The sequence below is a fragment of the Embleya sp. NPDC056575 genome, from assembly GCF_042793325.1.
Classification (GTDB): Bacteria; Actinomycetota; Actinomycetes; order Streptomycetales; family Streptomycetaceae; genus Embleya.
The window spans coordinates 43,924-57,524 of the sequence record NZ_JBHTVA010000013.1 but is presented as its reverse complement, the minus strand read 5'-3'; the positions used below and the strand labels follow the sequence as shown (position 1 = coordinate 57,524).

Genomic DNA, 13,601 nt, shown 5'->3' with positions numbered 1-13,601 from the left:
GTGGGGGGCTGCCTACCCCCCGGCTCGGCGCCCACACCGTTCCGGGCCGCCTGCGGGGCGGCCCGGACCGGCAGCTACTCCTCGGCAGGTGCGTCTGGGGCGCGTAGGGGCCGCATCCCGCCCGGCAGTTCGGGAAGGCGGAAGGAGTACCGCCTGAGCATGTTGATGTAATGGCGGACGAACGGCGAGAGACGGGCGACGTCCTCGTCGCGGACGTCGAACCCGTCCGCCCTGAGCTGGGTGACCGCGGCGTCCATGTAGCGGGTGTTGAACAGGACCAGGGCGTTCAGGACGAGGCCGAGCGCACCGAGTTGGTCCTCCATGCCGTCCTGGTAGCGCTGGTAGAGCTGGCCCTGCTTGCCGTGGAAGATCTTCCGGGCGAGCGCGTGGCGTCCCTCCTGCAGGTTGGCCTGAACCTTGATCTGCCGCCGGTAGCCGGGTTCGTCGGCCAGCCGCAGGATGTGCAGGGTCTTGGAGATCCGTCCGTAGTGCGCGATCGCGTTGCCCAGCGGCGTCGGGCGGCCGTCGCGCGACAGCATGCGGATGACGTCGTAGGCGCGCACAGCGCCGGTGTGGATCGAGCCGATGATCCGCAGGATGTCGTGCCAGTGCCGCTCGATCCGGTCCGGGTCGATCCGGCCGCGGGCCGCGTCCTGGAAGGCTCCGTAGTCGGCGGTGCGGTCGATGCGCCACATCTTCTGGTCGGGCAGGTCGGCCAATTGCGGCGCGTACGCGAACCCGGCCAAGGTCAGCAGGCCAAAGACAATGTCGCTGTACGACGCGGTATCGGTGACGATCATCTCCGGGCGCTTCCCCCCGTCGCGGTCGTAGAGCACGTCCAGCACGTACAGCGAGTCGCGCGGGGTGCCGGCCACGACCTTCCCGCCCAGGCCGGCGGCTTGGTCGTTGAGCAGGTTCAGCCATGTTGCGCCGCCGCGGCGCCCGAAGTAGTGCGGGTTCGGCCGCGCGTACACCGACGGCACGGGCACCACGAACCGCACGCCGTCGACCGAGGCGACCAGCCCGCCGCCCCACGCCTGAGCGAGCGCGATCGACGCCTGGTGCTCGATCAGGGTGGCGTTCGCCGCCCGGTAGGTCGCCAGCCGCAGGTACGTCTGGTCGACGTGGGAGAGCCGCCCGTACTTCAGCGCGTCCGCCCCGCCGATCACGGGGGTGTAGCCGACGTTGCAGCCGTGCGCGACCAGCAGCGCGGCGATCGTGATGTGCAGGTCCTTCAGCCGGGCCTCGCCGCCGGTGACCGAGGTGAACGCGGTGTCTGCGCCGGTCCAGGCGAACACCTCCAGCAGGACCTCGGGCAGGTCGACGCGCGGCAGCATGCCGTTCACCGCTGCCCGCAGGTCCAGCAGCGAGGCGGGTTCAGGCTCCGGCTCCAGCGCGGCGAAGTGCAGACGGCCCGCGTCGTCGAAGGTGATGGCCGGCGCCCGGACCGCGACTTCACGGTAGGTGCCGTCCAGCAGTGCGGCGCGCGCCTCCAAGTGCGCGCCGGGGGCGGCGGGCAGGTTCAGCGACGCCAGCACGGTGGGCTGGGTAAGCTCCCAGGCGTCACCGGCGAGCAGCTTGGCCCGCGGGTCGCCCCACTTGGAGGAGTTCTTCGCGAACACCTCACGGCGGCGCAGCATCCGGTGGAACTGCTCCAGCACGCAGAACACGTACGCCTTCCAGTCCACCGTGCCCGGCTCCAGCCCCGGCGCTGCCAGCACCAAGCGCCGCCAGGAGCCGGCAAGCAGATCGGTGTCGATCTCCGCGGGCGCGACCTTCTTGCGGTTGGCCGGCTCCGGCAGCGTCTTCAACGCGGCCAGGACCGGCTTGCCTTCCGGGGTGGCGCCGAAGTCCACGACCTGGACGAGCAGTTTCAGGAACGGCCGCACGGTGCCGAACCGGGACACCAGCAGCGCCCGCCACGCCGCATCGGCGTCTGAGTCCAGCGGCGGCGTCAGCTCGAACAGCGCGGCGATCGCCGCGGCCAGCTCGTCGCGCGGGACCACCGCCTCGATCCGCTCCCACATCCCCGCCAGCGAATCGACCTCAGGCGGGGTGACCTCCCCGGTCTCGGTGTCGACCTGCTCGGCGGTCGTGTCGAAGACGACCTGGAACGCGGTCGCCAGCTTCGCCGACGCCCGCTCCACGCGCGGCAGCGTCTTCAGCTTCGCCTTCGCGCTCTCCCGCTCGACCCGCGCCAGCAGCTTCGTGGCGACCAGCACGTCCAACAGGTCCAGCACGTCGTCCACCGCCCGCTCCGCCAGGTGCACCGCGGTCGCCGGCAGCGTCGCCAGACGCCGCTCGTCAGTGTGCCGCTTGAGCAGCGACGCCTTGCCGTCCACCCCGTACCGCGACAGCTCCGCCAGACGGCGCGGAGGTATCGCCGACACGTCCAGCTCGCCCACGCCCAACGCGGCGATCTCCGCGATGCGCTCCAGTGCCTTCTTCATCTGCGGGCCGGAGATCTGCACCGGGCCGCGCCGCAGCCGGTCCAGCTCGGAGACCCGCGCACCCGGCGGCACGGTCAACAGCGCGTCCAGCACCCCGCGCTGCCCCGTCGTCAGCAGCCCGCACAGCGTGTCCCACAGCCGCTGGTTCGCCGCCTCCCGCACCGTCCCACCAGCCGGGCAAGGCGGCTCGCTCCGGGCAACAGGACCCGGCGCTCGCGCAGCCACCCGGCCGCCGCATCGAACAACGCCTTCGGCCCGTCCCCGGTCGTCCACGCCCGCGCGTCCAACCACACGACCAGCGCCTCGCGAACCTCGGCGAAGTCCCGCCAGCCGCCCGCCTCCTGGATCTCCCCGGCATGCGTCCGCGCCGTCCCGTCCCGCTCCCCGTACTCATTCAAGCACGACGGATCCGCGATCCCGAGCTGCTCCGCCAGGTACCCGGCGACCTCCGCCGGCACCCGCCGCGGGTCCGGCATGAACCGGCCCCAAAACCGCACACTCGTCAACTGCACCGCGAACCCGAGACGGTTGTGCGCCCGCCGCTTCCCCTCGATCAACTCCCGGTCCGCGTCGTCCAGGAAGAAGTACCGCTCCAACTCCGCCCGCGACGGAGCCCCGACAATCGCCCCGTACCTGGCCGCCTGCTCATCCCACAGGAACTCGACCGCCACCACAGACCTCCGAAGGTCAACAACAACGACCTGCGAAGGCTCCGCCCCGCAATCACCCCAGGTCAACGCGCCAATCAGCCCGGAGAAGCCTTAGCGCACGATCTGACATCGATGTTCCTCAGACCCCGGGATGCCGGGCGGTGCCCGGGATCTCCGCCTGATCGGGTTGGTCGGCCGTCGAGTCCTGGCGGCGCGCGGACCGCACCTTCGCCCGTTCACAGCCTGGCGACGCCCGATGTAGGTGCGGGTGCGTCACCGAATACGCGACGGATCCTGGTGTGGGCGCGTCGACTTCCCCCCGCGGTCGGCGACCGGACGGTCCATCGCGCCGGGGTTGCATCCGGCGACGGCATCGATGCCGGGGCGGGGTTTCCCGGGACGTGACCTGAGACGGCCGGAGACCGACAGAATGCCCGCCGCAGCGCTTCCCGGTGGTCGACCGGTGCGGGATGGTCCCCATCCTGTCCCCAGGATCTGGGAGGCTGCCGGGCATGACTGAAGACGATCTTGGTGTGCGGGGGCTGTGGGACCACGTCAACGTCCGCCTGAATGTGGACGGGTCTCGCGTCCGGCGGGCCGCCGCGGACGAGGGTCGGCGTGGGGCGGTCGAGGCCCGCTTGGAAGCGGCGATGCCCGAGGACGTGCACGAGTGGTGGTCTCTGGCCGATGTGAGCGCCGACTTCTGGATTCCGGGCGGCGACGACGTGTTCGCCCCGATCGATCTGGACGAGGCCGTGGAGACACGGGAGATCTGGCTGCGGGTCTCCGACGACGAGGGTCCGCCGACAGTCGACGAGAACGGCGAGGCCGAACCCCGGTTCCACCCCCGGTACCTGCCGTTCGCGCACAGTCCGGGCGGCGACGGGCTCATCGTCGACCTGAGGCCGGGAGCCTCGTACGGTGCGGTGTTCGTGTGGGACCACGAACAGTGGGGCCTCGGTGAGCCGCTGTGGGCCTCCATCAGTGCGATGCTCCGCGACGTTGCCCTCACGCTCGATCACGGGCAACGCTGACGAAATGGCATGAGCCGCAGACGAGCAGCGGCATCAACGCCGGATGGTGCGTCGTACGGCTGGGTCGCGTTCGGCGACGTGTCGGGCGACGGCATCGACGCCGGAGCGGCCCCGCACAGGCATTGAACCGCCTCGCCCCTACATGAACGATCCTCGATCGCGGGTCGGTCCCACGCGTACGAGGTGGTCGGCGAGGTCGATCAGTGCCTGTTCCCGAGTGGCGGCGCGGGCGCCGGCGCGGTAGACGGGCGGGTCGAGGCATTCGTCGCCGAGGCGCCCAAAGGCCGGTTGGGCTGATCGCCGCGGCCGGGCGCGGGCCCCGAGTCGTCCGCGCCCGTGATGAACGCGAGCGCAGACGCCCGCCCGGGGGCGGTGTGCACGGCGGCGTGGGCGAGGAACGCCCGGCGGCCACAGTCGCCGGGTACACCGACCCCTGGTGCAGCGCGCTGTTGAACAACCGACTCTAGGCCTCACCCACGTGACCTGGGCCGTCCGAGTACAGCGCCCGCATCCGGTCCGGGTCGTCGGTGCCGTCCCCGTAGGCGTGGTCCAGCGACTGCCGGGGACCGTCACCGCACGGTGCGCGAAGACCATGCGGATCGATCTGCGGAACGCCCGTCGCTCTGCCGGAATATGGCGTCCGGTGACCCGGGCACCGAATCCCGCCTGCTTGTTCACCGCTTCGGGCGTCAGCCTTCGTGGGTCGGGCGGTCGAGGACGTGTGCGAGGAACGTCGTGTCGAGGGTGACCTCGCCCAGGAGTCGCCAGGTGCGGCGTTCGCGGGTGAGGTCTCCGGTGACGGTGAGGGGGAGCTTGGCGCGGTGTGCGCGGATGGCCCAGTCGTAGTTCTCGCCGGTGAGCGTTACGTGGATGTTGCGGATGCCCTTGTCCGGGATGTCCGCGAGGAGTACGACGGTTCCGCGTTCCTGGGTGTCCGTGCCAGCGTTCTCACGGGTGAGGGATTTGACCGGGCCCACGACGGTCTGTCGGGTAGGTGGTTCCTCGCGGCGGGCCAAGCCCTCGCGGACGCGGGGCAGTTCGCCGATGACGTCGCGGCCCATGAGGACGTGGCGGATCGCGGGCGGCGAGGGGAGGACCGGGGACCACTCGAAGGACAGGTCGAGGGCGCGCAGCCCGGGGGCCTTTGTCAGGTCCTCCAGGGATTCGACGAGGCCCAGGCTCATGCCGGGGGCGTCGCCGCGAGTGGTCGACAGGGCCGCGTCGCGGGTGGTTTCGAGTCCGCGGGCGAGTGTTTCCATGACGCGTCGGGGGAACGGGCGCTCGTCCGCCGGGGGGCCCGCGGGGGCCGGTTCCCCGAGTCGGGTGACGATGGTGAAGATGAAGCTGCCGCGTTTGGTGTGGCCGAGGCGGACGTCGTCGGTGAGGAACTCGCGTACGACGGCGGGTCGGCGGCCACCGGAGCGGGTGTGTTCGGGGTCGGCGGCGGTCATCGCGGCCGCGCCGAGCATCTTGTGGATGCCCCTGAGGGTTTCGTCGGCCTGTTCGAATGAGATCGTTCCGTCGCGGAGGCTCTGGTCCAGGCGGATGTAGAACAGGTCGGCGTGGGTCGCGGATACGTGTTCGAGGAGTGTTTCCGGGTCCCAGCCGTAGACGCGTCCGATGCCGTACAGGGCCTCGTCGAAGCGGCGGCGGAAGTCCTCGTAGTCGGTGGCGAGGGGGAGGAGGATCCGGGCGGTGAGGCCGCCGGTGTCGTCCTCAAGTCGCCAGAGTTCCTTGACGTGGGCCTGGCGGGCCTCGAGGGTCCATCCGTGGGCGGCGAGGTGGCCGGAGACGACGGCGGGGGAGAGCACCCGGTCGAGTTCGCCGTAGCGGCCGATGGTCGAGGCGCTCATCGCCAGCCTCCCTCGCCGATGTCCTTCATCATCTCAAGCACCGTCGCCGGCCTGAAGATATTACTTCTCGGTAATTTGACGCGCTTCGTCGACTGCCCCTCGGCGAGCGGCGGCCACTCGGCCGGATCCGCCCAATACATGCAACTCGCGGACAGGATCCGCTCCTCGCTCTGATCGAGCCACGTCTCCGCGTCCTTCGGCACGAGCAACACCGCCAGATACGCCCGGTTGAACCGCCTCGGGTTCGCCAGATGCCGATACGGCCCCGCGTCCATGTCCCAGGCCAGCGCCTCATCCCGCAACAGATCGGCGCGATCGGTGCACTTCACCTGCAACTCGAACTCGGGCCCCACGTACTTACCGTAGTCGCACGACGACGCAATGGTCATATCCACGCCGTCGTAGTCCGCTGCGTGAAACTTCACGCCACACCCCGCCGCGGCGGCTATGACCTGCACGAAGCCCAGACTGAAGTGCTCTTTCCGCGCGTTCTCGGGCAATCCGTCGCGCTCCCGCGCCATTTCGTCACCCACCGCATCCCCCCGACTCCGGCAGCACGCCGAACGTAGCGCCGACCACACGTCTCGGTCAGGCGTTCGGGAAATTCGGCAGGATCAGAGACCCGATACATCGGCAGGGGTCTAAGCAGGGCCACGCGCCCCCTCGAGTCACCAACAGTGGCGGCGGGCGGGACTGATCGCCGCCAATCAGGCGAGCGCGCCGGAGCCCGACGCCTCCGCTGGGCCGGGTCTCCCGAACCGTGGTGCTCCATACCCGGGACACCGCCGCGCTCTCCGTGAAGGCGTGTGCCGGAGCAGGACCAAAACGGTGCGAGCACGGTTCGGCCCGACCGTCAGGATCCGTTGTAGAGGCGTTCCAGGTCGACGAGTTGGAGGTCGGGGTTGTCGGTGGCGGCGGTGTGGAGGTCGTCGGTGAAGCCGTCGCCGCTGAAGCAGAGCAGTCGGGTGTGGCCGGCGTCGATGCCGTCGCGGTGGGCGAGGAGTTCGCGGATGCGTTCGAGGCGGGCCAGGTGGGCTCGGCCCATGCGGGCCTTCCACTTGGCCTCGCCGATGGCGAGGAGGGTTTCGCGGCCGTGGTCGTCGCGGCCGAAGACGGCGACGTCGACTTCGAGGCCGGTCTTGGCGGCGGGGTCGGGGATGGTGCCGGATTGCACACGCACGCGCCGGCCGCCGAGGGTTTCGGGGGAGGCGTACCAGCGGGTCCAGGCGCGGCAGAGTTGTTCGAAGTGCGGGCCGACGACCTTGCTCAGGAAGGTGGCCTGCGAGCGTTCCCAGACCTCCGCGGCGTGGCCGGGGCGTTCCAGATCGCTCCATTCCGGGCGCATGACCGCGTGGTAGAAGGACACGATGGGCTCGGCGATGCGGTAGGCGGAGCGTTTGCCGTGGAAGGCGTCCGGGTCGCGGATGATCATCCCGGTGTCCTCGAGGACGGCGAGGGCGTGGCCGAGGTCGGTGGATTTGCGGGCGAGGTAGCTTGCGATGCCGCCTCGGGTGTGGTTGCCGTCGGCGATCGCGGACAGGACGCCGTGGTAGAGGGCGGTGTCGCGCAGGTCGGGTTCCTCGGCGAGGAGGAAGCGGGCCTCGCGGAAGAGGGGGCGTCCGGGGTTGAGGACGTTGCGTTGCACCCAGGGGCCGAAGTCGTCGAGGTCGGCGGGGGTGTCGCCGAGGGTGAACTCGCGGGCGTAGGCGGGGGTTCCGCCGACGACGGCGTTGACGAGGACGGCGAGGGTGGGGTCGTCGATGTCCCAGAATCGCGCGGCGAGACGGTAGTCGAGGGTGGGCACCACCAGTTCCAGGCTCGCACGCCCGCGCAACGGCGCCGTCCCGGTGAGCAGGTTGCCCATGAACGACAGCGCCGAGCCGCACAGCAGCAGCCGGATCGGGGCGCCGTCACGGCGCGCGTTCGGCCCGAGCGCGCGTTGCAGGAGCGAGGGTAGTTCGGGCGAGGCCTTGGCCAGGAACGGGAACTCGTCGATCACCACGGGCATGGGTCGGCCGTCGGGTGTGGGGATGGTCATCAGTGTCTCGACGGCCTCCTCCCAGTGCGCGAACCGGTAGGGGATCGGTTGGCCGGTGTGGCGCGCGAGGGCGGCCCCGAACTGGCGCAGCGACTCGGCCTCGGTGGCCTCGGTCGCCGAGAAGTAGAACCCGCCCGTCTCCCGACACAGCGCGTCCAGCAGGAACGTCTTGCCCTGACGCCGCCGCCCGGAGACCACCCCGAGCGTCGCCTCACGCCCGCGGTAGGCGGCGAAACGCACCAGCTCTGACCACTCGAAGTCACGATCGAACATGTCGGACGGTTTGTGCACGATCCCACCCGGGCGTCGGCAATGATGAACACGTTTATTATAACTGTAGTTATTACAGAATGCGTCGGTCGCGTGGTCAGCGGTACGTGAGCCGTCCCGGGATACCGCAGAGCGGACTGTGGCAGCGAACTCCGAGGCGGCCAGGAGCCTGAACCTTCCTGAGACCTGGCCAAGCAGACGATGCCACCACGGAAGGTGTCGCACGGACGATCGAGGCCGAAGACGAGTGTGGCGCCCATTCACGGCGGCCAGCCGCTCTCGACTACCGTCGTCACAGTCCCGGCCCGTCGGCGCGGCAAGGCGGCACATGTATATCTCTCGTATCGAGCTCACGAACATCCATGGGTTCAGCGGCCCGCCGGTCGGCCTGGACCTGACACGCAAGGACGGTGGCCACGCCGGCTGGACCGTCCTGGTGGGACGCAACGGCTCCGGCAAGACCACGCTGCTGCAGGCGATTGCGCTGGCGATCAGCGGTCCGGATGTCGCGCGGAATCTGGTGTCGGACTTCGCGAACTGGATCTCGTCCGGTCGTCGGTTCGCGACGGCCAGAGTTCTGCTGGCTCACGACGGCGCGTTCGACCGCTTCGCCCCCGCGCAAGAAACGCCGAGCGTCCGGGAGTTCTGGGCCGGCCTGAAATGGACGGCTCCCGAGGCCGATGCCCGAGGGCGACAACCCTCCATGACGGTGACACCGGAGGAGCGAGGGGCGCCTCTTCCACGATGGGGACCTTGGCGCAACAATCCGTCGGGATGGTTCTGCGCCGCATACGGCCCAGTCCGACGCTTGGTTGCCGGAGTCGGGGAGGCCCACCGTCCGATGTCGACCCCCGGGCCGGTGGCCCGAATGGCCGGCCTCTTTCACCAGGACGCATCCCTCGCCGAGGGCGTCGGATGGTTGATCAACCAGCACTTGCGTGTGTTGGAGAATCGACCGGGCGCCGCCGACCTCAAGGCCGCCGTCATGGCCGTACTCGACGACGGACTCCTGCCGGAGGGTTACCGCATGAGAAGCGTGGACTCGGAAGGTCTGTGGGTCGAGCGCGAAAACGGAGACAATACCTGGCCTCTGCGGGAAATGAGTGACGGGTATCGAGCGGTCGCCGCTCTCGTTGTCGACGTTCTCCGACAGGTCCACCAGGCATACGGCGTGCTCACCGTCGAGATCCAGGGTGCGAACGTCGTCGTCACCGCACCCGGCGTCGTGCTCATCGACGACGTCGACGCGCATCTGCACGTGTCATGGCAACAACGCATCGGGACGTGGCTCAAGACGCACTTCCCAAACATCCAGTTCATCGTCACCACGCACAGCCCGTACACCTGCCAGGCCGCAGACGAGAACGGTCTGGTCCAACTCCCCGGACCGGACCGGACCGCGCCACCTCACACGGTGTCCGACGACCTGTATGAACGCGTCGTGTTCGGGAGCGGCGACGACGCCGTCCTGTCCGGCCTCTTCGGACTCGATACGCCCTACTCCGTGTGCGCGCGACGTCTCCGTGGCCAACTCGTCACCCTCGAGGTCGCGGTCGTAACCGGTCACGCCGATGCCGCCCAGGCCGGGCGCTACCGGAAACTCAAGGAGCAGTTGACGAGTTCGCCCGCCAGCCGGGCGCACGATGTCGCGGTCCGTCTGGCGGGAGCCGAGGAGAACGACGGTTGATCAGCGGCGGGTCAAAGCATCCAGCAACCGCACGGTGGCCTCGGCGTGCGCGGCCCGCAGTCGGCTCACGGGATTTTCCCACGCGGCCTCGCGTACGACCTCGTCCGGGATACCCGCGTCAGCGAGCACCGGCAGGATCTCGTTCAGTGGATATTGAACCTTGACAGCTTCGAATGTCGAACGTGGCTCGCTGGCGACGTGGCTCGGTCCTCCGATGGTACCGATCGTCTGTGTCTTCGAACGAAGTTACGACGTAAGGGCGTTGGGCCGTGAAGGCCAAGTGCCGTTCCCCACGATCTTCTGAGCCGATCGTGACCTCCGAGGTGATTGCGCCGCATATCATCCACATGCCGAATCGGTGGCTTCCCGACGCCGCCGACGTTCCCGGGTGGCCGCTCTCGGTTGGAGGGCTGGACACCGTTGACCCTGCGGCGCGACCGGTTCGGGCGTTGGCGGGGGCGGTGGGGGCATCGGATTCTTGAATACGGAAGCGTGGGGCTTGTGCTCGTGGAGAATTGTGCCCTCGATCACCGCATCTGGGGCAAGGAGAAGGGGCTCGCGTCTCCCGGGAACCCACACGCGTACTACCCGCTCGTCTGTCACCTCGTCGACACCGCGGCCATCGCGCAGGCGTTGTTCGACGCGTTGTTCACGGACAAGACGCGGCTGCGCCTGGCGGCGGAGGCCGGGGTTTCGGTGGCAGAACTGCGGTGCCTGGTGGGCTTCTGGGCCGGGCTTCACGACATCGGGAAGATCAGCCCGCCGTTCCAGGGCAAGGTGGGTCGACTGGCGGACGTCCTCGACCGGGATCCCGCGTACCGGGTCGGGGCCAACGCGCGGCGGGACGACCTCCACCACAGCCAGGCGAGTCACTGGATCCTCGTCGAGGTGCTGGCCGCGCTCGGCTATCCGCAGACCGCCCAGGCGCGTACGGACGTCGGGCACCAGATTGCGCAACTCCTCGGTGGGCATCACGGCAGGTTCTGGGATGCGCTGAACGCGGCCGAACGGCGGGCGCCGCGCGCCGAACGAGCCGGGCTCGGCGACGGGGCGTGGGCGAGCCAGAGCCACGCGCACGCCCGGGTCCTGCGGACGCTGACCGGTGCCCATGCGGTGCCGCCGGGACCGCTGCCCGTGGCGCCGACCGTCGTCCTGGCCGCTCTGGTGATGGTCGCGGACTGGCTGGCCAGTCAGGACGACTTCATCCGCGAGCGTATTCCCTACCTCGGCTGGACCGCCTCCGACGACGAGGTGAGCGCGCACTGGGAGCGCGCCGTCGCCGACGCCCCGGCCCTGGTGGTCCGCGCGGGGTTGGGGCGGGCCGAGTTCCACGAGATGGCGTTCGAGGAGCAGTTCGAGTTCGAGCCGGGACGTCCCGTGACACCGAATCCCTTGCAGCGCTCGCTGATCGACGACTTGCCGGACCTGGTGACCGGGCCGGGGCTGCTGTTGGTGACGGCGCCGCCGGGGGAGGGCAAGACCGAGGCGGCGCTGTACGCGTCGCGGATCCTGGCGCGCGCCTCGGGGGCGCGCGGCATGGTGTTCGCGCTGCCGACCATGGCGACCACCGATGCGATGCACGCGCGCGTGGCCAAGTACGCTGGCCGAACACTGCTCGGCCCGACCCCGCTGACCAAGGTGCACAGCACCGCGTGGCTGAGCACCCCCGACCCGGGCGAGACCGCCGCCGACGGCGATCCGGACGCCGGGGCGGACGTGGCGTTGACGAGTGGGTCCGCGCACGAGCCCACCCAGTGGTTGCTCGGCGCGCGACGGGGACTGCTCGCGCCGCTGTCCGTGGTCACCATCGACCAACTCCTCACCGGGGTATTGCCGGTGAGGTACAACGTGATGCGGCTGTTCGGCGCCTCGGACAAGGTCGTCGTGATCGACGAGGCGCACGCCTACGGGGCGTGGATGAACGAGCTCCTCCTGCGCCTGGTCGAGTGGCTGGGCGCGTTCCGGACACCGGTGATCCTTTTGTCCGCCACGCTTGCCGGGCCCGCCGCGCGGGCGATGGTCGAGGCTTATCGCCGCGGTTGCGGACACAAGCCGTCCAAGACGGAGGAGTGGTCGCCCGTTTATCCCGGGTGGACGTATGTGGACGCCGGGACGGGCAGCGTCTCCGAACCCCGCTCGGTGCGCAGCGAACGGACACGCACCCTCCGCTTCGAGGTAGTTCCGGTGCAGCGGCCGGACAAGAAGAGCGAGGGCGATCCGAAGCACCGGCTCTCCTTCGTGATCCGTCGCCTACTCGCGCCCGTCGTCGACCAGGGCGGGAACGTCCTCGTCTGTTGCACGACGGTGGCGGAGGCCCAGGCCACACATGAGGACCTGCGGACCTGGTTGTCGACCCTGCCCGCCGATCGCGAGCGGCCCGAACTGCGGTTGCTGCACTCTCGCTTTCGGATGAAGGATCGGGCACGGATCACCGAGCGCGTCGAGACCGCCTTCGGCAAGGCGGGCCCGCGCCCCACGTCCGCCATCGTCGTCGCGACTCAGATCGTCGAGCAGTCCCTCGACCTGGACTTCGACCTCATCATCAGCAACCTGGCCCCCGCCGCGCAGTTGCTCCAGCGCAGCGGCCGATGCCGTCGGCACGAACACGGCTCGAGCAAGGGCAAGGACTTGCACGCGAAGTTCCGGCCGCCCTGGTTGCACGAGGATCCGACCATGGTGGTGCTGGATCCGGTGGGCGAGGATGGCACGTTCGCGTTGCCCAAGGCGTGGGGCGAGAAGATCTACGACGCGTCGCTGCTGCAGGGCACTCGGGACGAACTGAGCGCACGTCCGGCCATCGCCGTTCCCGAGGACGTGCAACGGGTGATCGACAACGTCTACACGGACGCGTTCCTCCTGGATCCGGCGACGCCGCCCGGCACCTCGCCGGCGTCCGACGCGGCAACGCGCAAGGCCGCGGAGCGCCGCCGTGCCACCCGTGAGGCCGCCGAGCGCGAACTGGCGAACATGGTCGCGGTCAAACGTCCGTACGAGCCCCGCCACGACCTGCAGCAGCGCTTCAGCCCGGGCACCGGACTCGTCGACGAGGCCCTGATCACCACCCGCCTGGGCGCCGACTCAGGGCAGTTGGTCTGCGTGTACGAGCAGGGTGATGACCTCTGGAGCCTGGACGAGGCCGGTGAGGTCCCGGTCCCCGGCTGGGGTTCGGCCCGTCCGTTGACCCGCGCGCAGCAGGAGAAGATCGCCGCGTTCATGATCCCCACGCCGGGGTCGTGGCTGGCCGACGGCGCGGATCTGGCTGAACTGCCGCGGTCGTGGCAGCGCAGCGCCATCGCCCGGTACTGGCTGGTGCTTCCGATGCGCCGCACCGCCCACGGAACCTGGCGGGGAGTGTTGGCGCGCGGGCGCGTCGCCTACGACGACGAGCGCGGGCTGCGCGAGGTGGAGGAGTAGGCGCGGGGCGGGACCGCGGAGACGAGCCGGTCCTCGCGGGGCAACAGCCCATGGTTGCCGGGGAATCGCAAATCGGGTCCGCGTTGTCGGTGCCCTTCTGTAGCGTGACCTGACGTCGCCCTTGGGTGTCGCGGCCGTGTTTATGGCCGAGCTGCGGCATGCCCAGGAAACGTCGTCGACGACGTGCCACCGCTCGCCGGCTTCG

General features: G+C 69.8%; 7 protein-coding genes and 1 pseudogene. 3 read left to right on the top strand and 5 right to left on the bottom strand.

The features are described 5' to 3' along the window. Positions 1–74: 74 nt before the first annotated feature. Positions 75–3,121: pseudogene (locus ACFRCG_RS12655) on the bottom strand (Tn3 family transposase). A gap of 491 nt (positions 3,122–3,612) precedes the next feature. Here ACFRCG_RS12655 and ACFRCG_RS12650 point away from each other — a divergent pair. Then, positions 3,613–4,134, top strand: a complete 522-nt coding sequence (locus ACFRCG_RS12650; protein WP_380030831.1) for an SMI1/KNR4 family protein — start codon at positions 3,613–3,615, stop codon at positions 4,132–4,134. 689 nt (positions 4,135–4,823) lie between these two features. On the opposite strand, the gene ACFRCG_RS12645 is transcribed toward ACFRCG_RS12650, so the two are convergent. The 3 genes from ACFRCG_RS12645 to ACFRCG_RS12635 form a co-directional block, all read right to left on the bottom strand. Further along, on the bottom strand, positions 4,824–5,987 hold the full coding sequence (locus tag ACFRCG_RS12645; RefSeq protein ID WP_380030829.1) for a hypothetical protein: 1,164 nt from the start codon (positions 5,985–5,987) through the stop codon (positions 4,824–4,826). Next, on the bottom strand, positions 5,984–6,520 hold the full coding sequence (locus ACFRCG_RS12640; RefSeq protein ID WP_380030828.1) for a DUF4365 domain-containing protein: 537 nt from the start codon (positions 6,518–6,520) through the stop codon (positions 5,984–5,986). The genes ACFRCG_RS12645 and ACFRCG_RS12640 overlap by 4 nt, the downstream gene beginning before the upstream one ends. 320 nt (positions 6,521–6,840) lie before the next feature. Beyond that, entirely contained in the window at positions 6,841–8,298 is a 1,458-nt protein-coding gene (locus ACFRCG_RS12635) for an ATP-binding protein (protein ID WP_380030827.1), read from the bottom strand. Between the two features lie 325 nt (positions 8,299–8,623). On the opposite strand from ACFRCG_RS12635, the gene ACFRCG_RS12630 reads away from it, so the two are divergent. Continuing rightward, positions 8,624–9,982: an AAA family ATPase gene (locus tag ACFRCG_RS12630; RefSeq protein WP_380030826.1), complete on the top strand. Its 1,359-nt coding sequence runs from the start codon at positions 8,624–8,626 to the stop codon at positions 9,980–9,982. On the opposite strand, the gene ACFRCG_RS12625 is transcribed toward ACFRCG_RS12630, so the two are convergent. Continuing rightward, a complete protein-coding gene (locus ACFRCG_RS12625) occupies positions 9,983–10,111 on the bottom strand; it encodes a hypothetical protein (RefSeq protein WP_380030825.1) in 129 nt (42 codons plus the stop codon). Between the two features lie 363 nt (positions 10,112–10,474). Between ACFRCG_RS12625 and cas3 the strand changes: the two genes are divergently transcribed. Then, complete coding sequence (cas3, locus tag ACFRCG_RS12620; protein WP_380030824.1) at positions 10,475–13,396, top strand: CRISPR-associated helicase Cas3'; 2,922 nt, start codon at positions 10,475–10,477, stop codon at positions 13,394–13,396. Positions 13,397–13,601: the final 205 nt, after the last annotated feature.

Coding starts and splice junctions, on each gene's coding strand:
- ACFRCG_RS12650 (WP_380030831.1), top strand. CDS start 3,613: ATGACTGAAGACGATCTTGGTGTGCGGGGGCTGTGGGACCACGTCAAC.
- ACFRCG_RS12645 (WP_380030829.1), bottom strand. CDS start 5,987: ATGAGCGCCTCGACCATCGGCCGCTACGGCGAACTCGACCGGGTGCTC.
- ACFRCG_RS12635 (WP_380030827.1), bottom strand. CDS start 8,298: ATGTTCGATCGTGACTTCGAGTGGTCAGAGCTGGTGCGTTTCGCCGCC.
- ACFRCG_RS12630 (WP_380030826.1), top strand. CDS start 8,624: ATGTATATCTCTCGTATCGAGCTCACGAACATCCATGGGTTCAGCGGC.